The sequence below is a fragment of the Candidatus Regiella insecticola LSR1 genome (genome assembly GCF_000143625.1).
Classification (GTDB): domain Bacteria; phylum Pseudomonadota; class Gammaproteobacteria; order Enterobacterales; family Enterobacteriaceae; genus Regiella; species Regiella insecticola.
Genome location: NZ_GL379589.1, coordinates 628,735 through 652,272, shown reverse-complemented (window position 1 = coordinate 652,272; position 23,538 = coordinate 628,735). Strand labels below are relative to the sequence as shown.

Here is a 23,538-nt window from a genome sequence, read left to right as displayed (position 1 = left end):
GATTATTGATGGTCACAACATTGCAGATATGCTCGCGTGTCAGGCGGAAAAAGAACGCCCCAGCTTGTATTCTGTGGGATCACTAGGACACCATTTATATTTTTTTTATTTTTTGCGAGTTTGATAGCAAGTTGTTGAATAGAACCACAACACTTAAGCTCCATATTTTTGATTCCGAGCTCGGTAGCGTCAGCCTCTTTAGCCTTAGGCATGGCACGGTGTAATATTTTTGTTTGCACAGTATCAACCACTGATTTAGCACAAGAGGCAGAGTTAGTTTGCCCTACACCATAAATGCCAAATAATTTTTCAGCCAGCCAAGCGATAAGCTTCAACCTGGTCACTGGTTTGCCATAACGACTCACTTCTTTTAATAGAACGTTTTTAATATAACAATCATCAATACCATTTTTAGCGTTTGTTTTTGTTAATAAATGCTCTGTATCTGTAGTGTTAGCATTTTCATCAAAGTGGATACTCACAAAATCTTCATTATCATAATCTACCATTGACTGATGAAATTGATAATCACTAAGATTGATACTTTTTTCTAATGTTGTGGTATCACCAAACTCTCCGCGAGTACGACTAAAAAGCTCTAGGCAAGGACTCGTAGAGCCATGACATTTGATTACTGCCAGTCTATTATTTTTTTTATATTCTTCTAGCGTGTATTGCATTGGTTCAATCATTTCATTTCTTATTAACCCTTTGTTAACGAGGGAATCGGTGACGCTACTTGTTGAAAAATGTGGCTCTCTTATTGAAGTGCGAGATCCTTCATCGCCGATACAAAGTAAGATCTTATTTGACTCGCTAGAATGAGCCCCTTCACCGGTTTGAGGAATGGATAATATAGGCAAACTCACTGACATATTAATCATAATAAGCTCCTTCCCAAAAAAGCCTCGTTATATTTAAGGGTAGTAGATAGCCGTAATAAGTAATAATTACTTGTTCATATCTAATAGAAAATGACTTTTTATAAAAATGGGAATGATGAATCGGATCCTGATAATCGATGAGAAGATTGATTGGGGGGATATACCTAATGAATTTCGAGTTACGGCAAGGCGGCCAGGGCGACCGACCGATGAGCGTAGATAGACTACGTGATTCGGCGAACACCCGCAGCCAACAACGCGGCGGCTTCAAAGGCGAAGGGTATAGTGGCTAAATTTGCTGCGGACGATCGATTTCAGTTTAAAAAACATTGACTCACTTGAAACTATCCCTATAATTCGTTTCCACAATACGACGGGCGATTAGCTCAGTTGGTAGAGCATCTCCCTTACAAGGAGGGGGTCATCAGTTCGAATCTGGTATCGCCCACCACTTTTTGCTATTACCTACTATTTTTCGGGTCGTTAGCTCAGTCGGTAGAGCAGTTGACTTTTAATCAATTGGTCGCTGGTTCGAATCCAGCACGACCCACCAAATTACTTCATCAGTACGTAAAAAATGCTAAAGCCCATTCAAAATCGCTAGAGACTTTGAATGGGCTTTTTGTTTGGTTTTATCAAAGTTTAGATAGATTACGTCCGTAATAAATTTCTTTTATTTCGTCATGTAATTTACAGATAATATCTTCTTTTTCTTCGTGATTGAATTGTTCAGGTTTTGTGTCAAACAGGTGGTGTTTGAGGTCAAGATCTTTCAGCATCATTTTTGTATGAAAAATATTTTCCTGATAAACGTTCACATCCATCATGTCATAACGCTGTTTCATATCCTTAGATATAAAGTTCTGAATCGAATTGATTTCATGATCGATATAATGTTTGATGCCCTTAGCATCACGGGTGAAACCTCTTACGCGGTAATCTATCGTAACAATATCTGATTTTAGCTGTTCGATGAGATAATCCAGTGCGTTTAACGGTGAGATAAGGCCACAAGTAGAAACTTCGATGTCAGCCCGAAAGGTACATAATCCATCGGTATGGCTTATGCGGTATAAATTGATTTAAAATAAAGGGTCAGAAAACAAGGTATCGATATCACATAGTCGCTTTCTGCGAAGGGCTTTAGCTTGAGCCCATTTGTGCTCAATGGGATTCATGTCAGGAGAATACGTGGGGAGATATTCGAGAATAAAGCCAGCTTTCTGTATAGCAGTCTGGATGTCTTGGCGTTTATGGAAGCGCACATTATCCATCACAAGGACTGCCCCTGGAGGGGATTTTGGCAGTAAATCTTGGGTGACCCAGGCATAAAAAATATCGCTGTTGATATGGCAGTCGAAGGTACAAACCGTAGTTAATTTTCCGTTAAGCTGTGCACCAATGACATTAGTACGTGCTTTGGCATGGCAATCGTGTTGGCCGTAACAGCGCTTCCCTTTCACTGAATAACCATAAAGACGCGGCATATCATGAGCAAAACCGCTTTCATCCACGTTAGCCCTGGAGCTTAGTCTGAAAATCTTTTCGAGCTTGGACGTCGGCTTTGGGGGGATAAAATGTTTTTTTTATAGCTAAAACCCGCCCGCTTTAAGGCATCACAGATACCCCTGGCACTCACACCCATCCGTGGCGCCCGCTCGTGCTGAGACGCGTCAGGGTAGGTTTCCACATCCAGAATCAACGCCGCTCTGTTTATTTTGGTAGCGGGTTTATTACGCGTCAAACAAGGCTCCAGGCGTTTCGCCCATCGCATCAAACTGGCACTTCCTACACCAAAACGGTCGGCGGTTTCAGCATAAGTGAGGGCTTCTTTCTTTTTGAAAGCCAATACATGTTGACGAAATTTTAAGGGATAAGTCATTTTGGTATTTATAGGTCAATAAATCATTTCGATATTGTACGTCAATTTATAACACTTAAGCCATAACGCCCAAGTTTTTGGTCGGGCTCATGTTTACGATGATGCAAAGATATCCGGTCAGGCAAAGGTATTTCATAAAGCTCAAGTATCTAACACCGCACGAGTGTACGGCCAGGCGAGTGTATTTAATGGCGCTTGGATTTATGGCAGCGCCTGGGCGCGAGATCAGACTCAAATTCAAGGCGAAGCTCGGGTCTATGGTCGTGCCCGCGTGATGGGTAGAGCATCCGCGTCCGGTCAAAGCCACATTTTCAGCACCGCGCAACTCTGTGGTGACGTTATCCTAGAAGATAAAACACGGATTGGCGACCAGGCACGGGTGGCAAGCAACGCGCATTACCTCACGGTTTGGCTTATTGGCCAGCGTCAGCATGCAGTCACTGCTTTTAAACGACAAGACGGTACTATTGGGGTGCATGGCGATGGCTTTAATATCACCCTCGATCAATTTCTCGACACCATTTTCCTAGCCAATACGCTGACCGTCCAGAAAGTCGCGATTATCAGCATATAGTTGCGTTGATTAAGCTGGCCTGGCCGGCTGATTAAATTCACTACAAAAGATGTTGTTCAAAGTTGTTAAGTACTTCTTCAACAAATTTTAATCGTTGTCTTCTGTTGCTTAAATCTTGTATAAATTTAAGTTTGCTAGCACCGTCCAACCGATAAATATGCCGTTGGTTTTGTAGCAATTCGATTAAATAAGCGGGATCAACTTGATGATTGATGTCAAATTCAATAAATCCTCCCTGTTCATTACTTTCTATCCGTTTAATGCCTAATTTTTGCGCTCTTTTCCCCAAAGAGGCGGTTTGTAATAAATAGTTTGTTGCATCGGGTAATTTGCCAAACCTATCGATCAATTCCACTTTGAGTTCATTGAGCTCAGTATCATCACTCGCATTGGCAATACGTTTATAAAATGATAGGCGAATATTAACATCGTGAATAAAGTCATCTGGCAGCAACACCGGCATGCGCATTTCAATTTCTGTTTGTTGACGGGTTAAATTTTCAAGTGAGGGTTCGCGCCCTTCTTTTAATGCATTAACGGCATTTTCTAACATTTCCATATAGAGAGAAAAGCCGATGGTGGTCATTTGTCCACTCTGATCTTCACCCAATAATTCGCCTGCGCCGCGGATCTCTAAATCGTGTGTGGCTAGAGCAAAACCCGCACCTAATTCTTCGAGTGAAGCGATGGCTTCAAGGCGTTTTTTAGCATCACTTTTGATATTGGGCGTTAACAGATAAGCATAAGCTTGATGATGTGAACGCCCAACGCGACCCCGTAACTGATGCAGTTGCGCTAAGCCTAAACGGTCGGCACGTTCAATAATAATGGTGTTGGCATTGGGAACGTCGATTCCGGTTTCAATGATGGTGGTACAAACCAAAATATTAAAGCGTTGATGATGAAAATCATTCATTACACGTTCGAGATCGCGTTCGCGCATCTGTCCGTGACCGATAGCAATATGGGCTTCGGGAACTAATTCCGCCAGTTTTGTGGCGACGCCTTCAATTTTTTCAACGTCGTTATACAGATAAAAAACCTGTCCGCCCCGCAATATTTCACGGAGAATCGCTTCGCGTAGTAAAAGTTCGTCGTATTCACGTACAAAGGTTTTTACCGCAAGACGTCGCGCGGGGGGAGTGGCAATAATTGATAAATCTCGCATCCCACTCATTGCCATGTTCAGTGTGCGAGGTATCGGTGTTGCTGTCAGTGTAAGAATATCGACATCAGTACGCATGGCTTTGATTTGCTCTTTATGGCGTACGCCGAAACGATGCTCTTCATCGACAATCAATAAACCGAGATCTTTCCAATGCAAGTGAGGTTGTAATAATTTATGGGTGCCAATGAGAATATCAATTTTACCTTCATAGGCTTGTTGAAAAATGGCTTGTTGCTCTTTCGGCCTTCGGAAGCGTGACAACATCTCTATTTTTACTGGCCAGGTAGCAAAGCGATCGCGAAAATTATCGAAATGCTGTTGCGCTAGCAAGGTTGTTGGCACTAATACTGCCGTCTGTTTTTTATTGACGATGGCTAAAAATGCGGCGCGCATCGCCACCTCGGTTTTACCGAAGCCAACATCACCGCAGACCAAACGATCCATGGCTAAGGGTTGACACATATCATTTAAGACTGCATTGATCGTTTTTTCTTGATCTGGGGTGGTATCAAAAGGAAAGTCTTGGCAAAACAACCGGTATTGTTGGTGATCTTGTTGAAATTGAAAGCCAGGCTTGGCAGCGCGTTGTGAGTAAGTATCAAGCAATTCTGCCGCCACATCGCGTATTTTTTCGGCTGCTTTTTGTCGTGCACGCTGCCAAACATCACCACCCAGTTTATGTATTGGCGCATCTTGCTCTGAGCCACCGCAATAGCGGCTAATAAGATGTAGCGAGGATATTGGAATATAAAGTTTATCCTGCTCAGCATAGCTGAGTATTAAATATTCAGCTTTGATGCCGCCTGCTTCCAAGGTTGTCATCCCTTGATAGCGCCCCACGCCTTGTTCTAGGTGTACCACCGGTTGGCCGGGACGTAATTCCGCCAAGCTGCGAATTAAGCTATCGGTATTGATGGTACGGCGATTATCTTGCTGCCTTCGGTTAACCCGTTTACCGAGTAGATCACTTTCACAGATGAAGGCTAATTGCCGCTCCTGATCAAGAAAACCTTGTTCAGCCTCCCCGATCATCAAATAATGTCCGGGTTGGCTTGCTTGGCATAGCTGGGTAATCAAGGTGGGATGGAGTTTGATTGGTGTTAATAAATCGAGCAAGATTTCTTTTCGGCCTTCACTTTCTACCGAAAATACGATACTGCCGGTAAAGGTTTCGCTAAACCGGTGAAGGTTATCCAACGGTTTTTTTTGTCCGCTCTTGACGGCGAGTTCAGGCAGTGCTTGGTAAGATAAATTGGTATTGGCACTCTTGGTGGCTAATTTGTCCTGTTTTAATTGTATCCGCGGCCAGGCTTTTAATTGCGAGAAAAGGGTATCGCTGTTGATCCATAATTTGTCTGGTGCGACTAATGGCCGCATCGGATCGACACGCCGACTTTCATAGCGTTGATTAAGATTGCGCCAAAACTCGGTGGCGGCAGATTCTAAATCACCGATAGTGATCAGCAGGGTATTGTTTGGAAAATAGCTAAATAATGTTGGCAAGGGTTGGCTAAAAAACAGCGGCTGCCAATATTCTATTCCTGCTGGCCAAATGCCTTTACTGACTTGTTGATACAGGTGTTCGGCCTCTCTGCGTATCTCAAAGTGCTCTCTCCATTGGCTACGAAACAATTCAATAGCATTCTGGTCGATAGGAAATTCGTGTGCGGGTAGCAAATTAATTTGCTTTACTTCTGCCAGTGTGCGCTGTGTGTCCACATCAAATAGGCGCAAACTGTCGATTTCATCATCAAAAAAATCAATGCGGTAAGGCTCATTACTGCCCATAGGGTAGAGATCGAGTAATGCTCCTCGGCTGGCAAATTCACCGTGTTCAATGACTTGATCTACACTACGGTAACCCGCTTGTTCAAGTTGTGCTCGTAGCTTATCGCGAGAAAGCTGTTGGCCTGTCTTCATGACGAGCGCGTGAGCCTGTAAAAATTGATAGGGACAAACCCGTTGCATCAAGGTATTGATGGGTAAAATGAGGGCGCCGCTATTCATAATCGGTAATTGATAGAGGCTCGATAAACGCGCAGAAATAATATCCTGATGGGGAGAAAAACTGTCGTAGGGTAAAGTTTCCCAATCGGCAAGGATAGCAATAGGTTGTTTGGTAAATTGCGGAATTTCATCACGTAAACGTAACGCACTTTGCATATCTGTCGTGATTAATATCACTAACCCTGGATGGCGCTCTATGATTTCTGCGCATTCAATTGCATAGGCGCTACCCACCAGCTGACCTATTTGGCGCTTATCGTTGGGCTGTTGCGGGAGTAAATAACGGTATTGTTTATCTATTATTGATTGTGACATAAATAGTTGAATCATCTCGGTTCGGCTAATATACCCTTCGTCTTTCAAGTTACGGCGGCGTTATTCGATTGATTGCCACTTTGCCGTAACTCGACATTCATTGGGTATAGGTATAAGCCGCTTATTTTAGTACTTGTGTTAATTTTGGGATAGGCTCCGCATATCTACACATGGGTGGTTTCATAAAATGGATGCAACCTTTATTATCACCGATCTCGTAATGTTAGCAATAGCCTCTAATAGTCTAAGGCGATTTCATGCATCAACCTATCTCATTATTTATTGGTCTGCGTTATTTGCGTGGACGAACTTCTAACGGCTTTGGTCGATTTGTTTCATGGCTTTCTACTATTGGTATCACGCTAGGTGTAATGGCGTTGGTGCTGGTGTTGTCGGTGATGAATGGTTTTGAGCGTGATTTACAAAATAATATTCTGGGATTGATGCCACAGGTTTTGATCACGACTAAGCAGGGATCGCTTAATCCAAATGAAATATCGGCTGCTACGCTTCAAGGGCTACAAGGTGTAACTAATATTGTTCCATTAACCACCGCTGAGGTGGTATTACAAAGCAATCATCATGTAGGGGTAGCAGTCATGTTAGGGATCGATCCTCAGCAATACGAGCCACTGACGCAATTTTTAGTTAATGCCGATAAAGAAGTGTTACAGCCCGGTAAATACAATCTTATTCTTGGCGGAAGATTGGCAGAGCAACTCGGTGTTAGGCAGGGCGATACCCTACGTCTTATGGTGCCAAATGCGAGTCAGTTTACTCCGTTAGGGCGGATCCCCAGCCAGCGTTTGTTTAATGTCAGCGGAATTTTTGTTGCCGACAGTGAAGTTGATGAATATCAATTATTGCTAAACCAACAAGATGCTTCACGTCTGATGCATTATGCGCCGGGCAATATCACCGGTTGGCGCCTATTTTTAGCGCATCCGTTAGCGGTTGACAGCCTAAAAAATCAGCCATTACCGGCAGGAACAATATGGAAGGATTGGCGCTCCCGTAAAGGTGAACTTTTCCAGGCGGTACGCATGGAAAAAAATATGATGGGACTGTTATTAAGCCTCATTATTACGGTAGCGGCATTCAATATTATTACTTCATTAGGTTTATTGATTATGGAGAAGCAGGGCGAAGTGGCGGTTTTACAAACACTGGGTCTCAAGCGAGGCAAAATTATGATGGTATTTATGGTACAAGGTGCCAGTGCGGGTATTATTGGCGCGTTATTAGGGGCGATGATGGGGGTAGGGATCGTCAGTCAATTGGCGAACATAGTGCCGATGTTAGGTTTGCTGATGGAAGGGGCGTTGTTACCGGTTGCGATCGATCCTCTACAGGTCGCGCTGATTGCTTTGTTAACCATGTTGATTGCACTGTTAGCGACATTTTATCCTGCCTGGCGCGCCGCCGCTGCTCAGCCCGCCGAGGCACTACGCTATGAATAGTCCTCTTCAAAATAAAAATTTTTTGCAATGTGAAAATCTATGTAAAAGTTATCAACAAGGCGCCTTGTCTACTGAAGTATTACGTAATGTCACTTTTACTATGCAGCCTAACGAAATGATGGCCATTGTGGGAAGTTCGGGATCGGGGAAAAGTACCTTATTACATTTACTCGGCGGGTTAGATTCACCGACTTCAGGTGAAGTCATCTATCGAGATCGTTTTATTCATCGCTTATCCTCTAGTATGAAAGCAGAACTTCGCAATACTGAACTCGGTTTTATTTATCAATTTCACCATTTATTGCCTGATTTTACTGCGTTAGAAAATGTCGCCATGCCATTATTGATTGCAGGTAAGAATGCAAAATACGCGCAGGATAAAGCGAACGCGATGTTAGTAGAGGTGGGGTTAGCATCACGTGGCCATCATCGTCCGGCAGAACTCTCTGGCGGTGAACGTCAACGGGTCGCCATCGCCCGAGCCTTGGTTAATCATCCTTCGTTAGTATTGGCCGATGAACCTACCGGCAATTTAGATCAATATAATGCGGACAGTATTTTTAATTTGTTAATGGAATTGAATGCACGCCAAGGAACCGCTTTTTTAGTGGTGACCCACGATTTGCAATTAGCAAAACGTTTACACCGACAACTTGAAATGCGTGACGGGCATCTGCAATTGCCCACGGAGGCACAGTAATGTTTGCTTGGCCACTGTCGTTTCTTATTGCTTTACGTTTTAGTTGTGGCCGCCGCGCGCGGGGAGGGGATAAAACCAACGCTAATGCGGGTAATCCCATTTTATCGCTGCTTTCGGTGATTTCGACTTTAGGGATCACCTTGGGGGTGGCGGTGTTGATCCTGGGCTTGAGTGCAATGAATGGCTTCGAACGCGAATTAAAAAACCGAGTGTTAGCTGTGGTACCGCACGGTAAAATCGCTTTTGTTGAACAGCCGTTTAATCGTTGGCCATCTCTCTTAGAGCGCATTGAGCAGGTCACAGGAATTATTGCAGCAGCACCTTATATTGAGTTTACCGGTTTGATTGAAAGTGGATCACAGCTACGAGCAGTACAAATAAAAGGGGTCGATCCACAAGCGGAAAAAAAATTGAGCGCGTTACCGCATTTTATGATCAACTCTGCTTGGGATGATTTTCGGGCGGGGGAGCAACAAATCATTTTAGGAAAGGGACTGGCTGATGCATTAGGCGTAACACAAGGCGCCTGGTTGACGCTTATGATTTCTAATAACGATCCCTCCATGAAATTACTGCAACCCAAACGTATCCGGTTACGGGTAGCCGGTCTGTTTCAGCTAAGCGGTCAGTTAGATCATAGCCTCGCGATGTTGCCATTAGTGCATGCACAAAAGTATTTAGAGATGGGTCAGAGTGTGACCGGTATTGCCATCAAAGTTTCTGATGTTTTTAATGCCCATCAATTGACACGTGATGCGGCTGAAGTGACACAGGCCTACGTTCAATTTAGTAGTTGGATGGGAACTTATGGCTATATGTACCGTGATATTCAAATGATCCGCTCTATTATGTATTTAGCGATGATATTGGTTATCGGTGTGGCCAGTTTTAATATTGTTTCAACACTCGTGATGGCGGTAAATGATAAAAGCCGTGATATTGCAATATTACGTACCCTAGGGGCTAAAGATAGTCTGATTCGTGCCATTTTTATTTGGTATGGTTTATTGACGGGGCTGGTGGGTAGTTTAAGTGGTGTGATAATGGGCAGTGTTATTGCTTTAAAATTAACCGCAATTATTAGTCAGTTTGAAAAATGGCTTGGCCGTTCTTTTCTCTCGGGAGATATTTATTTTATTGATTTCCTGCCTTCGGAGTTACATGCAAGTGATGTCATTTATGTACTAATAACGGCGATTTTACTGAGCTTGCTAGCAAGTTGGTACCCTGCACGCTGTGCCAGCCGTGTTGATCCAGTGCGGGTGTTGAGTGGGCGGTGAGCTGCGCAATAGCAATAGCAATAGCAATAGCAATAGCAATAGCAATAGCAATAGCAATATATGGTGTTATACCTATTAATATATTGATGTTTTTAATTATGATTGCATCTCTTATTTTTTCGCAATAAAGAGAAGCAGAATGAGCGAAGTTACTAATACTAATGTAGAATCAAGTCTATTTTCGGTGTGTGATTGTCTTCATAACCTCGCATTTCTATAAAATCATTTTTTTCGCCGAGAAAAGTAATTTCAGGCGACATATCTAATGTCAGCACCACCCCTTTGCGTTGATAGACTTTGTTTAAGGCATTGCACAAACTATCGAGCAGGGTAGGAACCGAGTGAATTTCTCTATTGAGCACATTATGTTCTGAATGCATATTGGCGCGATGAAGAAAATAGCCGATCTGTTGTGAAATTCGTCCTATTTGCTCCAGCATAATAGGCTCTACGCTTTCAATGGTGGTTTGTTTGTCAGTTCGCAGCGAACGTAATGTATTATACTTTGCAGCACGGCTAACGGTGTTTTTAGGCTGTGTGTAAGATCAGAAAGTGTAGTGCGGTATTTATTGTAACGTTGACGCTCATGTCTCAGTAAAATATTCAGATTACGTACCAGACTCAATAGCTCACGGGGGGGATTTTCATCCAACTGTTCGCGTGTTCCTTTCTCTAGCTGACCGACTTGATTCACTAGCGCTTTGATGGGACGCAAAATCCAGTAAGCAGCCAGCCAGAGTAGAGGTACCACTAACAGTAAATTCGCCAGGAGAACATAAATAAACCAGTTCCAGACCTGATCTGAGCGTTGTAATTCTTGCGGCATGGTGTCGATGACCACGATGGTAAGCTGTGGTAATTTGAGGGTGGCAGGATAAATATTGACAGAAACTGAATGACTGAGTGCACTCGCCTCATATTTTCTTAATTGAGATTGCGCGGCAGAATTGTCACCTAGCATAACGCTACTGATATCGACGCCGGTATCAATTTCATAAAACCCGGGTTTTCTTAGCCAGCTCTTTTTAATATGCGGCTCTAATTCAGGCACATGTCGCTGGCGCCATAAGATATTACCATTATCATCATAGATCAGCGCCAGCGTTGGGATATTAAGTTCGATATCAGCAGGAATAGCAACGGTCAGCTTATTATTTTTCCATTGCGCGAAACTGAAAAATAAATTGCTTTCTCCTCGATGATCACGAAAAGTATTTTTATTAAAATTAACAAGATAACCTACATGATAACCCATTTCTCGCAGTTGCACGGCAAGGTGATGTCTCAGCAGCGCATTATCCTCCACAACCAAAACTCGCATGTTATATTCTTCAACTAAAACAATAAAAAGCATATAATATATTTCAAGATAATTCTATATGCTTTTTATTGTTTATAATAATTATTATATTTTTTAGTTAAATTAATACGCGATGAAATGTACTAATTAATGATGAGTATCAACCAACATCATCATTTGGCTGATTAGAATTTTTTACTAGCTCATTAACTAGATCGACCGCTTGACCAATATAATTAAGTGGGGTCATGTGTTTTAAACGTATTTTTTCTTCTTCTGGTAGCGCTAATCCTTCAATAAATTTATGGATATCCTGCCTCGCTATTTTTTTCCCCCGTGTCAGCGCTTTTAATTTCTCATAAGGCGCTTCAATGCCGTAACGTCGCATGACAGTTTGGATCGGCTCTGCCAATACTTCCCAATTATTATTCAGTTCAGTTGATAAATGTTCTGTATTGACCTCTAATTTTTTTATGCCTTTTAATGTTGCTTGATAAGCGATTAATGAATGCGCTAAACCGACACCAAGATTACGCAGTACGGTAGAATCGGTCAGATCGCGTTGCCAACGAGATAGCGGTAATTTTCTCGCTAAATGACCCAATATCGCGTTTGCTATCCCAAGATTGCCTTCGGAATTTTCGAAATCAATAGGATTGATTTTGTGCGGCATAGTCGAAGAGCCTATCTCACCCGCGATCGATTTTTGTTTGAAGTGATTCAAAGCGACATATCCCCAAATATCACGGTCAAAATCAATCAGGATAGTATTAAAGCGAGCAATGCAATCGAATAGCTCGGCAATGTAATCATGTGGTTCGATTTGTGTGGTATAGGGGTTCCAACTAATGCCGAGTGATTTGACGAAATTTTCGCTGAATTGGTGCCAATTAAGGGCAGGGTAGGCGGCAAGATGGGCATTGTAATTGCCTACTGCGCCATTTATTTTCCCCAGGATCGCTATTTTTTCTAACTGAGCATATTGACGCTGCAAACGGTGGACGACGTTGGCAAATTCTTTACCCACTGTGCTCGGTGTAGCCGGTTGACCGTGGGTACGAGATAATAGCGCTACCTCTCGATTCTCTTGAGCCAAGGTGTTGATTGCAGAAATAATCATTTTCCACTGAGGTAAAATGATATCTTGACGCGCTGTTTTTAACATTAAAGCATGACAAAGGTTATTGATATCTTCGGAAGTGCAAGCAAAATGAATAAATTCAGATACGGCTTTGAGTTCATCCATCGCCGCCACTTTTTCTTTTAAGAAATATTCAACCGCTTTAACGTCATGGTTAGTGGTGATTTCGATAGCCTTGATGCGTTCGGCATCTTGTTCATTAAAGGTGTCGACAATGTGATTAAGGGAGGTTATTGCCTGAGGAGTGAAAGCGGAAATTTCGTCGATTTCCTGACAAGCCGCCAGGGTTTGCAACCAACCTACTTCAACTTGTACGCGAAATTTCAGCAATCCAAACTCGCTGAAAATGGCGCGTAAGGTGTCAACTTTATTGCTGTAGCGCCCATCAATCGGTGATAGTGCAGTGAGTGAAGATAGCTTCATCGGTATAACTCCTGGTTTTATTGAATGCGGGCGAGAATAGTCTGTGCCTGTTTGAGCAACTGATGACGGCGAAACATTAATTGTAAGCGTCCTCCTCCTAACTGTTGCCAAAGCACGCAGGAACGGATACCGGCCAATAAAATTGCTCGAATTTTATTTTGGATTAGCCTGTTTTTTAGTTTTTCAGGCGATCCCGTCACTTGAATGCGAGGGCCGAGAGGGCTGATGACATCAATGTATATTGATGCTAAAGCGCTTAGTATAGTGTCAGAATCAATATAAAAATGCGTCAATTGTCGATCAAAGTGGTGAGATACGTTGACTTAAGGTATCGAGTGCGGATTGATTTGCATTGAGTTTACGTTCTAGCACCATTAGGCTAAGGGTATAGGCTAAGGTCTCTCGATTGACATTTAATACACTTTGTAGTGTTTCCAATCCCACTTGAAGTTCGGCTTCGCTCCCGCCATAAACAGCAAGCGTGGAAGTAGAATCAATTTTTAGCAAGCTATTAAGTGAGGCGTGGAGGGCATGATTGTAGCGATCACTATTAAACAGTCCTTCATGAGCGGATTGCTGAACCAAGCGCACAGATTGGCATATACCAGCCAGTGCGAGCGTAATATCATAATAATTTTTTGCCACTGTTACTCCTGTAAACGAAATCTTCTATTAGACCTCTTCGTAAACCTACTCAAAGAGGTCTATTGTATTAATTGATGATTGAGTTTGCTGAGTGAAGATTCAAGTTTGGAAAATTGAGAATTCATTCTATCTTATATTTTTTCATATTAGTTTCTTTTATTAGTTACAACAATTTCTATTTATATTAGAGAAGCTCATGAGAAAAAAATGAGCGAAAAAGCATAGTTTACCTAACCTAAAGTTACGTCTGTAAGCGTTGTTCAATAATCCCCCCTCCGAGGCAAATATCGCCTTGATAAAAAACAGCGGATTGACCCGGCGTTACAGCCACAATCGGTTGTTCGAAACGAACCTCAATACTGTTCTCCGCTTTAGAGAAAACAGTACAGGGAATATCTTGCTGACGATAACGGGTTTTTACCATGCAACGCAAAGGAAATGTCAGTGAGGGGAGATCGATCCAAGATAATTGTTGGGCAATTAATCCATGAGACATTAATTTGGCGTGCTTGTGGTCTTGTGCGACGAGCAAAGTGTTAGTGGCGATATTTTTATCGACGACATACCAGGGTGCGCCATTACCTTCTTTGATTCCACCAATGCCTAAACCCTTGCGTTGACCCAAGGTATGATACATTAATCCATGATGTTGCCCGAGATCTTGTCCATCAACACTGATGATTGACCCCGGCTGTGCGGGTAAATAGCGAGCAAGAAAATCACGAAATTTACGTTCGCCAATAAAACAGATGCCAGTGGAATCTTTCTTTTTTGCTGTGATCAAATTTAACTGTTCAGCAATGTTACGAACTTCTGATTTTTTCAGGTCACCGATAGGAAACAGGCTTCGTGCCAGTTGTTGTTGGTTCAAAGTGTAAAGGAAATAACTTTGATCTTTATTGTCATCTAGTCCTCTCAGCAGGCAATTTTTACCCGCGCTAGTGTGGCGGCGAACATAATGACCGGTGGCAATATAATCGGCCTCGAGCTCTTCGCACGCAAATGACAAAAAAGCATTAAATTTTATTTCTTTATTACACAAGATATCGGGATTAGGTGTTCGTCCCGCTTGATACTCTGCTAGAAACAATTTAAAAACGTTATCCCAATATTCAGCGGCAAAGTTAACCCGGTGTAAATTGATATTAAGCTTGTCACACACGGCTTGTGCATCGGCGAGATCTTTTGCTGCCCCACAATAGGTATCGTTATCGTCTTCCTCCCAATTTTTCATAAAGAGTCCAGCGACTTGGTACCCCTGTTGCTTAAGCAGATAGGCGGCAACGGAAGAATCGACCCCACCGGACATACCGACTATAATCTTTTTCTGGCTATGATCTGACATATCATGCTCACTAATTTAACGAAATCTCTTGAGCATCGCTCGAGAGATTTCGAATAGTCTCTAAAATAAAGCACAGAATTTTATCACGTTGCCTTGATGGGTGCATTGCAGAAATATTATTGATTACCGCTTTTAAAGGAGAGGTTATATGACAAATGAAGCGATTATTCCGCCTATTCCGCCCGGTGATAGAAAATTTACAGGAGGCTCACAAGGGACATTTGAAAATAAAGTGGTTGCGCCTTCAGTGGGTAAAAAAATACGGTATGAGACGGATGGAAAACTATGGGTTCCAGACAATCCGATTATCCCTTTTATTGAAGGTGACGGCATTGGTGTTGATGTTACTCCTGCGATGATCAAAGTGGTGGATGCCGCGGTAGAGAAGGCTTATAAAGGAAAACGTAAAATAGCCTGGATGGAAATTTATGCCGGTGAGAAGGCGAAAAAAATTTACCAAAAAGATATTTATGGCAATGATACTTGGTTGCCGGCTGAAACGGTTGGTTTGATCAGAGAACATATTGTGGCGATCAAAGGCCCACTGACCACATCTGTTGGCGGCGGGATCCGCTCGTTAAATGTTTCCTTGCGCCAAGAGCTTGATCTCTATATTTGTTTACGTCCCGTCCGTTATTTTGATGGTGTCCCTAGCCCACTTAAAAATCCTGAATTGACGGATATGGTTATTTTTCGTGAGAATTCAGAAGATATTTATACGGGGATCGAATGGAAAGCGGGTTCAGCAGAGGCAGATAAGCTGATGAAATTCCTTTGTTGCGAAATGGAGGTAGCTGAATCTAAATTTCTGTGTAAGCAAGGTACAGCACATGATTTCAGTAAAAAATGTTGGTTTGGAATGAAGTTTTGCTCCTTTTTTTGTTCTCTTTTTTGTAAAAAAGGCGCAGTACATAACTCTCTTTGTCGCTGTCTTATAAAGAAAAATTATGTACATAATTTCAGTAAAGAATGTGGTCTCGGTGTGAAGTTTTGTACCAAAGAGGGGACGCAGCGTTTGGTTCGAGCGGCGATTCAATATGCCATCGATCATGATCGCCAATCTGTTACTTTAGTGCACAAAGGTAACATTATGAAATTCACCGAAGGGGCTTTTAAAAATTGGGGCTATCAGCTTGCGTGCGAAGAATTTGGTGCCAGTCCGCTCGAAGGTGGCGCTTGGATGAAAATTCAGAATCCTAAGAATGGCAAGGATATTCTTATTAAAGATGTGATTGCCGATGCGTTTTTACAGCAAATCTTGTTGAGTCCTGAAAAATATGACGTGATTGCCTGTATGAATTTAAATGGTGACTATATTTCTGATGCGTTGGCGGCACAAGTCGGCGGAATAGGGATTGCTCCCGGTGCCAATATCGGTGATAGATGTGCGCTGTTTGAAGCAACCCACGGAACGGCGCCCAAATATGCAGGTAAAAATAAAGCCAATCCAGGCTCGATTATTCTTTCTGCAGAAATGATGTTACGTCATATGGATTGGAACGAGGCGGCCGATTTAATGATAAAAGGCATTACCAACGCGATTAAAAATAAGACGATAACCTATGATTTTGCTCGTTTTACGCAGGATGCTCAGGAAAGAAAGTGTAGCGAATTTGCTGATGATATTATCGAAAATATGTAATATAACCCTTCGCCTTTCAAATTACGGCGGCGTTGGCTTCTCGCACTCATCCCAGTCATGTACTACCTGCTGTACACTCCTGGAATTCGCTTGATTGCCGCCTTGCCGTAACTCGAAATTCATTGGGTATATGTAAATAGGCGCTAAAATAATGATGGATCATAAAAAACGCTCGTGGAAAGAGCTTGATCGTATTGATCGTAATATCCTTAATGAATTACAAAAAGATGGCCGTGTCTCAAACGTTAAATTGGCAAAATGTGTCGGCTTGTCACCCACACCCTGTCTAGAAAGGGTGCGCCGTTTAGAGAAAAAAATTTTATTCACGGCTATACCGCACTGCTTAATCCCCATTATTTGGATGCGGGACTGCTAGTTTTGGTTAAAATCACCTTAAATCGCGGCACCCCCGATGTATTCGAACAATTTAATATTGCAGTGAGAAAATTGCCAGAGGTACAGGAATGTTATTTGGTGTCGGGTGATTTTGATTATTTGCTGAAAATTCGGGTGCCAGATATCTCCTCTTACCGTAAATTATTGTGTAACACCTTGCTACGTTTGCCAGGGGTTCATGACACTCGTACTTACGTAACAATGGAAGAAGTAAAACAAAGCAGTAGATTATTTATTAAAACGAGTTGATAAAACGGATAACTGATTTGAAGGAGGTTGCTTGAACCAGGAGTATATACAAAATAATACTATGCCCGCTAAAAAACCAACGGTTAGAAGACGATTTTTTCTTAAAGCTTGGCTTATTATGATGGTGCTTTTTGCTGGCTATTTAATGGTATCGTTAATCAGTTTTAATCCTTCTGATCCGAGTTGGTCACAAACTGCTTGGCACGAACCCATTCATAATCTTGGTGGGGGAGTGGGGGCTTGGCTTGCCGATATGCTGTTTTTTATTTTTGGCATAGTCGCTTATGTGATCCCTTTGTTAGGCGTTACTTTTTGTCAGATTGTTTTGCGGCACAAAAAGAAGAGTAATGAACCCTTTGATTATTTTTTTATTTCTTTGCGTTTAATTGGTAGTTTAGCGTTAGTGCTTTCTGCATGCAGTTTGGCGGCATTAAGTATTGATGATCTTTATTATTTCCCTTCTGGTGGTGTCATCGGTAGTTTATTCGGTAATCTGATGTTGCTAAATTTCAATAGTACCGCTGGGACGGTATGTCTTTTGTTTATTTGGGGGGCGGGTCTGACGCTTTTTACCGGCTGGTCATGGTTGTTAATCGCTGAAAAGATAGTATGGGTGGTATTAAATGGCCTGCACTTTATTTGTGACTACCGTCATAAGAAAGGTTATCGCCATCAATCCGCTGAATTAGCTGTATCACCTACGGCAATTTCACCTACGGCAATTGAACAGACGACAATCACTGATGATGATCGATTGTTTTCTCTTTCATCGAGCGCTAAAAATGAAATAAGTAGTGAAATAAAAGAAATAAATGAAGTAAAAGAGGTAAAAGAAGAGGAGCCTTCTGCCTGTTTTTTAGATGAACCTCCCTTAACCAGCGAAACAAGCTTGACCGATGAAGCCAATAAAGCAAAATTACCATCGATTGAATTCTTTACTGCGCCAAAAGAAAATATCGAAAATGCACCGGTTGCTCAATCTGATGAGGCTACTTTATCTTCCGATAATACAAAAATGGCCGATGAGGCTGTGGCTTCAGTCCCCGAGACCTTACCCGATACCTTAATTCATCCGTTTTTGATGCGTAATGATTCGCCTTTAGTTAAACCCACCACGCCTTTACCCACATTTGATCTCCTCTCGTCCCCCTCGAGTGAAAAGCCGCAGGTAGACCGCGAGGCGTTAAAGCAAACCGCGCTTTTGGTTGAAACCCGTTTAGCGGATTACCGTGTTAAAGCAAAAGTGGTTGGCATTTCACCAGGTCCTGTCATCACCCGTTTCGATTTAGATTTAGCGCCTGGGGTAAAGGCGGCGCGTATTTCCAGTTTATCGCGTGATCTGGCGCGATCACTTTCTGCCATTGCGGTACGAGTGGTCGAAGTGATCCCCGGTAAACCTTATGTGGGGCTAGAGTTACCGAATCCTTATCGGCAAACCGTTTATCTACGAGAAGTACTCGATTGCCCTGTATTTCGCGAAACCCGTTCCCCGCTTGCGATGGTGTTAGGTAAAGACATAGCGGGACAACCTGTTGTTGCTGATTTAGCGCAAATGCCCCATCTGTTGGTGGCAGGTACCACGGGCTCAGGTAAATCCGTTGGGGTGAATGCGATGATCCTCAGTATCTTGTATAAAGCCACGCCGGATGAAGTACGCTTTATCATGATTGATCCCAAAATGTTGGAATTGTCCGTTTATGAAGGTATTCCACATCTGTTAACCCAAGTGGTCACTGATATGAAAGATGCGGCTAATGCATTGCGTTGGTGTGTGGCCGAGATGGAGCGGCGTTATAAACTGATGTCAGCATTGGGCGTGCGTAATCTGGCTAATTATAATGAACGTGTTTTGCAAGCTGAAAATATGGGTAGACCGATCCCTGATCCTTTTTGGAAACCGAAAGAGAGCATGGGGCTCTCCCCGCCTATGTTAGAAAAACTGCCCTATATTGTGGTGATGGTGGATGAATTTGCTGATCTGATGATGACGGTAGGTAAAAAAGTAGAAGAATTAATCGCCCAATTAGCACAGAAAGCACGAGCGGCAGGCATCCATTTGGTATTAGCCACTCAGCGTCCGTCAGTTGATGTGATTACCGGATTAATTAAAGCGAATATTCCTACCCGTATTGCTTTTACTGTTTCTAGCAAAATTGATTCTCGTACTATTCTTGATCAGGCGGTAGCAGAGTCCTTACTGGGTATGGGGGATATGCTTTACATGGCGCCGAATTCTTCTATTCCGATTCGGATCCACGGTGCTTTTGTCCGAGATCAAGAAGTGCATGCGGTAGTTAACGATTGGAAAGCCCGTGGTCGTCCGCAATATATTGAAAATATTCTCAGTGAAAGTGAAGAAAATGAAGGAGGGAATTCGGCGGGAGGAGAGGAAACATTAGATCCGTTGTTTGATCAAGCCGTCAATTTTGTGTTGGAAAAACGGCGCGCTTCGATTTCTGCGGTGCAACGCCAATTTCGTATCGGTTATAACCGTGCTGCGCGTATTATTGAACAGATGGAAGCCCAACAAATTGTCAGTGCTCCTAATCATAGCGGTAATCGTGAAGTATTGGCACCCGAGGGGTAATATAGCCAATCTGTGCTCCTCCCAGCTTGAATAAAATTAGACTGATTCGGCTATAAAAGGATAAATGTAATGAAAATAACGAAAAGGGGTAGGGCGTTATTGTGCTCTGGTTTATTTTTTTGTCATGCGATAGTTATTGGCTTCATGTCTACGCCGGTTTGGGCTGATGCCAGACAAAATCTACAAACTCGCCTGGCTAAAGTGAATAGTTTTTATGCCACTTTTTCACAACAAGTGACCAGTGCCGAGGGCGATGTAGTGCAACAAGGGGCGGGCGAACTATGGATAAAACGGCCGAATTTGTTTAATTGGCATATAACATCGCCAGATGAGAGTGTATTGATTTCCGATGGTGAAACCCTATGGTTTTATACCCCTTTGGTTGAACAAGCAACAGCCACCTGGCTAAAAGATGCCACCGATAATACGCCATTTATTTTGATGACGCGCAATAACCTGAATGATTGGAGGCAATATAACGTCAAACAACAAAATGATGATTTTGAATTAACGCCTAAAAAGGCTAAAGGTAATTTAGAAAAATTTACCATTAGTGTTACCACAAGTGGAATGATTAAAACCTTTACTCTGATTGAACAGAGTGGTCAGCGCAGTGCTTATCGCTTGCAGGATCAGAAAAATACTGAGGTTGATATGAGTAAATTTACTTTTACTTTACCGAAGGAGGTAACGCTGGATGATCAGCGCCAATAGATCTCTTTCCAAACCTACTAGGTGACGCGGATCCTGTGTTGCCCGGTGCGTGCAATCCTCATATACTTATGGCAATAGACCTCTTCGGAAACTAGCATTCATGAGGAATTTTGGTAAAACACTCCTGAACAAGGAGCCGCCATGAAATATGAAGTAATAAAAGTACTGGAAGAGGAAAAATTTCGTCGCTTAACGGGTGTTAAACGCAGTACATTTGAAAAGATGATAAAGATATTGAATGAAGCAGATAAGAGTAAGCAAGGGAAAGGAGGTCGGAAACCCAAGCGGGGTTTAGAAGAGCGCTTATTAATGGCACTGGAGTATATACGAGAATATCGCACTTATTTTCATGTCAGCCAAAGCTATGGCGTGAGTGAGAGCACATGCTATGAAACGATTAAATGGATAGAGAATACGCTAATAAAGCATCCTGATTTTGCCCTACCTGGACGCAAAGCTGTATTAAAAAGGGATAGGGAGTATGAGCTGGTTCTTATTGATGCCACAGAAACGCCGATTGAACGTCCCCAAAAAAACAAAAGCCGTTTTACTCAGGAAAAAAGAAACGACACACCTTAAAAACACAAGTGCTCGTTGATAAAAAAAGTAAAGCAGTCATCTGTACAAGCTTTACGAATGGGAGGCGCCATGATTTTAGGTTGTTTAAGGAGTCTGGTGTGCGAATACATCCTGACATCAAAACAGTTACCGATACAGGTTACCAAGGGCTTGGCAAGATTCATTCAAACTCGGCGTTGCCTAAGAAAAAGACAAAGAAAAATCCCTTAACAAAAGAAGATAAACGCAACAATCGTGCGTTATCAAGCCAGCGTGTATTAAACGAACATGTCATTGGTATGATTAAAAGATTTAAAATTGTATCAGACCGTTATCGAAACAGGCGAAAACGTTTTGGATTAAGATTTAATCTGATTGCTGCAATTTATAATATGGAAATTAGATAAATGATAGTTTCCGAAGAGGTCTACTGTTTGCACAAGTTGATTATCTGCGTAAAGTGACCGCGGCTACATATTTAGGTGTTTCCGTAGTAACTTTATTGCTTGGTACGCTTTTTCCTCCTATTTTACCCGTTTCACTGGCTGGCTTATTGTTGTTGAGCGGGTTGTATTTCGTAGTTTCTTACTGGGCTCCTGAACTATCTGAAAAGATGGCAACAGCAGCAGCAAAGTTAGCCGAAGGACAATCTGAGGCGACGCAGGCCAAGATTGGGGCAGGACAGGAAGCAGCAACGGCATTAATAAATGGGGGTAGCCAAACCGTCGCTGCCATGACGGCTGGCGTCGGATACATACTAGGCTGGTTTGGCGCTAAAACAAATCAAACAAAAAGAGCGAGTGCAGCAATTAATGCAGGAGCGGTTGCCGCGGCTCACACTGAGCAGATAAGTTATCAATGTAATAATCCGCCGATAGCACAATTGAGTAGCACACTCAGTGCGAGTATCGTTGCGGCATTTTTTGGAATTGACGGAAGTAGTAAGATAGGAATGGCTGCAGCAGACGGCGCCGTGCTTGGCGATAAATGGGCAGCGTTTCTCACATGCCTGAGTTATGGGGATATTCGAGGCAGCTTAATGCTGTTAGCTGGCCACAAAATGGTAGACGTTGGGTTAAGCTTTCTCCCTAAAGGCATAGAAAAGTCTACAATACAAGAATATGCGGGTCCTGTCTTAAAAAATGCGATCAATGTTCTTTGCCTAGATCTCAAGTCTCAAGTTATTATCATGATCTTGCCAGCAGTAACAAGTACCATGCTAGCCACATGGTGCGCTTTTCAGCAAAAACCCGAGGGATGGTTAAAACAAAAAATGGAACAGGGCCGTGCCAGTGCTCTAGCGGCGGCAAAGAATGTTGCAGAGTCTGCTACGGAGACTGCAAAGGGGGCTGTGGTATGCGGCAGGGGCTGTGGCTGCTACAGAGACCGCAAAGAGTGCTGTAGTGGTAGTAAAGAATGTTGCAGAGGTGGTAGAAAGTGTTACAGGGAAGATTGACGATAATATTACGAAGACTTGTACATTACTCAATGAAGAGGAGATAGGCGGCGCCATTAACGATGCCTTTCAGGATGCTTTTCAGGGAGGGCTGTTTGGGTCAACGGAGACGGCGGATCCCTTTGAAAAGCCTGCTGAGAGCGTGAATCATATGGATGACGATGATGATAATGATGAGGCTTCAGCTCCAGCAATGAGCGCCTGGACACAAACAACAAAAGCAATTTTCTCTGGGTTTTTCGGTGGAGATGGGATAAGCAGAGCCTTTGAGGGACTGGGGATGGATGATACGGAGGATCCCTTTGAGACTTCTGCTGAGAATGCGAATGATATGGATGATGATGATTATTATGATGCTGAAGAAGAAGTGAGCGGTTGGGAACGAGCAAATACAACCAAGACTGATGCTCCCTTTGAGACGCCTGCTGATGATGCGAAGGAGACTCCCGCAGCGAGTATCTGGACAAAAATGGTGACGGCCGGGTGTTAATGGATTATCTAAGCTAGAAAGTCACCTTTTTGTCTCCGAAGATGATGAAGATGATGCCTTTCAGGTAGCGTTGTCTGGGATGAGTCAGCCTGATTCGGAGAAGAAAGCGGGCACCTTGGAAAAAATTAAGGAGGCTTTGCGGGTAACAGGAGCTGGATGAGGCTCTAGCGCTAGGGGAGATTGATTGATAAATTTGTTATCCTGTAAACTTCCGAACAAAAACACGGCAGTAGCCTATAAAGACCCAGGTCTTTATAGGCTTTTTTTATTTTTATTAGATCTCTTTCCAAACCGACTACGTGACGCGAATCCTGCGTTGCCC

At 42.8% G+C, this 23,538-nt stretch carries 16 protein-coding genes, 2 tRNA genes and 6 pseudogenes; 15 read left to right on the top strand and 9 right to left on the bottom strand.

Annotation, left to right across the window (positions count from 1 at the left end):
* Positions 1-2: 2 nt before the first annotated feature.
* Positions 3-884: a hypothetical protein gene (locus tag REG_RS03580; RefSeq protein WP_039907020.1), complete on the bottom strand. Its 882-nt coding sequence runs from the start codon at positions 882-884 to the stop codon at positions 3-5.
* 167 nt (positions 885-1,051) lie between these two features.
* Here REG_RS03580 and REG_RS14050 point away from each other — a divergent pair, with 167 nt between their 5' ends.
* The 3 genes from REG_RS14050 (at position 1,052) to REG_RS03570 (ending at position 1,437) form a co-directional block, all read left to right on the top strand.
* The gene (locus REG_RS14050) at positions 1,052-1,177 is read left to right on the top strand and encodes a hypothetical protein (protein ID WP_260200179.1); all 126 of its coding nucleotides are present in this window, start codon (positions 1,052-1,054) and stop codon (positions 1,175-1,177) included.
* Positions 1,178-1,259: 82 nt separating this feature from the next.
* Positions 1,260-1,335: transfer RNA gene (locus REG_RS03575), tRNA-Val, on the top strand.
* A gap of 26 nt (positions 1,336-1,361) precedes the next feature.
* A tRNA-Lys gene (locus REG_RS03570) sits at positions 1,362-1,437 on the top strand.
* 82 nt (positions 1,438-1,519) lie between these two features.
* Here REG_RS03570 and REG_RS03565 read toward each other — a convergent pair.
* The 3 genes and pseudogenes from REG_RS03565 to REG_RS03555 all read right to left on the bottom strand — a co-directional run.
* A pseudogene (locus tag REG_RS03565) lies at positions 1,520-1,966 on the bottom strand (S-adenosylmethionine decarboxylase); the annotation flags it as partial.
* Positions 1,967-2,398 (bottom strand): transposase, encoded by a 432-nt coding sequence (locus REG_RS03560; protein ID WP_006704140.1) that lies wholly within the window; start codon positions 2,396-2,398, stop codon positions 1,967-1,969. It lies immediately after the preceding pseudogene.
* 14 nt (positions 2,399-2,412) lie between these two features.
* Entirely contained in the window at positions 2,413-2,766 is a 354-nt protein-coding gene (locus REG_RS03555; protein ID WP_006704355.1) for an IS630 transposase-related protein, read from the bottom strand.
* 163 nt (positions 2,767-2,929) lie between these two features.
* On the opposite strand from REG_RS03555, the gene REG_RS10675 reads away from it, so the two are divergent.
* Positions 2,930-3,340, top strand: coding sequence for a hypothetical protein (locus tag REG_RS10675; protein WP_006704499.1), 411 nt, complete (start codon positions 2,930-2,932; stop codon positions 3,338-3,340).
* 40 nt (positions 3,341-3,380) lie between these two features.
* Here REG_RS10675 and mfd read toward each other — a convergent pair whose 3' ends face one another.
* On the bottom strand, positions 3,381-6,815 hold the full coding sequence (gene mfd, locus REG_RS03545) for a transcription-repair coupling factor (RefSeq protein ID WP_039907178.1): 3,435 nt from the start codon (positions 6,813-6,815) through the stop codon (positions 3,381-3,383).
* A 272-nt stretch (positions 6,816-7,087) separates the two neighbouring features.
* Here mfd and lolC point away from each other — a divergent pair, with 272 nt between their 5' ends.
* Genes lolC through lolE form a run of 3 tightly spaced genes read left to right on the top strand, consistent with a single transcriptional unit; the run spans position 7,088 to position 10,270 of the window.
* Positions 7,088-8,290, top strand: a complete 1,203-nt coding sequence (gene lolC / locus REG_RS03540; RefSeq protein ID WP_006704497.1) for a lipoprotein-releasing ABC transporter permease subunit LolC — start codon at positions 7,088-7,090, stop codon at positions 8,288-8,290.
* Complete coding sequence (gene lolD, locus REG_RS03535; protein WP_006704496.1) at positions 8,283-8,990, top strand: lipoprotein-releasing ABC transporter ATP-binding protein LolD; 708 nt, start codon at positions 8,283-8,285, stop codon at positions 8,988-8,990. The genes lolC and lolD overlap by 8 nt, the downstream gene beginning before the upstream one ends.
* Complete coding sequence (lolE, locus tag REG_RS03530) at positions 8,990-10,270, top strand: lipoprotein-releasing ABC transporter permease subunit LolE (RefSeq protein ID WP_006704495.1); 1,281 nt, start codon at positions 8,990-8,992, stop codon at positions 10,268-10,270. The genes lolD and lolE overlap by 1 nt, the downstream gene beginning before the upstream one ends.
* Positions 10,271-10,473: 203 nt before the next feature.
* Here lolE and phoQ read toward each other — a convergent pair.
* From phoQ to mnmA, 4 genes and pseudogenes are all read right to left on the bottom strand, one after another.
* Positions 10,474-11,525: pseudogene (phoQ, locus tag REG_RS03525) on the bottom strand (two-component system sensor histidine kinase PhoQ); the annotation flags it as partial.
* Between the two features lie 205 nt (positions 11,526-11,730).
* Positions 11,731-13,134: an adenylosuccinate lyase gene (purB, locus tag REG_RS03520; protein WP_039907018.1), complete on the bottom strand. Its 1,404-nt coding sequence runs from the start codon at positions 13,132-13,134 to the stop codon at positions 11,731-11,733.
* A 17-nt stretch (positions 13,135-13,151) separates the two neighbouring features.
* Positions 13,152-13,779: pseudogene (hflD, locus tag REG_RS03515) on the bottom strand (high frequency lysogenization protein HflD).
* Between the two features lie 241 nt (positions 13,780-14,020).
* Positions 14,021-15,124, bottom strand: coding sequence for a tRNA 2-thiouridine(34) synthase MnmA (gene mnmA, locus REG_RS03510; protein ID WP_006704493.1), 1,104 nt, complete (start codon positions 15,122-15,124; stop codon positions 14,021-14,023).
* 148 nt (positions 15,125-15,272) lie between these two features.
* Between mnmA and REG_RS03505 the strand changes: the two genes are divergently transcribed.
* The 8 genes and pseudogenes from REG_RS03505 to REG_RS03470 all read left to right on the top strand — a co-directional run bounded on the left by REG_RS03505 (position 15,273) and on the right by REG_RS03470 (position 23,216).
* Positions 15,273-16,766, top strand: coding sequence for an isocitrate/isopropylmalate family dehydrogenase (locus REG_RS03505; RefSeq protein WP_006704492.1), 1,494 nt, complete (start codon positions 15,273-15,275; stop codon positions 16,764-16,766).
* A 151-nt stretch (positions 16,767-16,917) separates the two neighbouring features.
* Positions 16,918-17,411, top strand: a pseudogene (gene lrp / locus REG_RS03500) (leucine-responsive transcriptional regulator Lrp).
* Between the two features lie 61 nt (positions 17,412-17,472).
* Positions 17,473-18,006, top strand: a pseudogene (locus REG_RS14565) (DNA translocase FtsK 4TM domain-containing protein); the annotation flags it as partial.
* A gap of 462 nt (positions 18,007-18,468) precedes the next feature.
* Positions 18,469-19,998 (top strand): annotated as a pseudogene (locus REG_RS14560) (DNA translocase FtsK); the annotation flags it as partial.
* Positions 19,999-20,142: 144 nt separating this feature from the next.
* On the top strand, positions 20,143-20,712 hold the full coding sequence (lolA, locus tag REG_RS03490) for an outer membrane lipoprotein chaperone LolA (RefSeq protein WP_260200186.1): 570 nt from the start codon (positions 20,143-20,145) through the stop codon (positions 20,710-20,712).
* A 141-nt stretch (positions 20,713-20,853) separates the two neighbouring features.
* A protein-coding gene (locus REG_RS11880) for an IS5-like element ISRein1 family transposase (RefSeq protein ID WP_260200023.1) occupies positions 20,854-21,677 on the top strand; the annotation gives its coding sequence in 2 pieces (ribosomal slippage) (positions 20,854-21,241 and positions 21,241-21,677; 825 coding nt in all).
* A gap of 53 nt (positions 21,678-21,730) precedes the next feature.
* Entirely contained in the window at positions 21,731-22,726 is a 996-nt protein-coding gene (locus tag REG_RS03475) for a hypothetical protein (RefSeq protein ID WP_006704489.1), read from the top strand.
* Positions 22,698-23,216, top strand: coding sequence for a hypothetical protein (locus REG_RS03470; protein ID WP_176603407.1), 519 nt, complete (start codon positions 22,698-22,700; stop codon positions 23,214-23,216). Before REG_RS03475 ends, REG_RS03470 begins: the two co-directional genes overlap by 29 nt.
* The last annotated feature ends 322 nt before the right edge of the window (positions 23,217-23,538 follow it).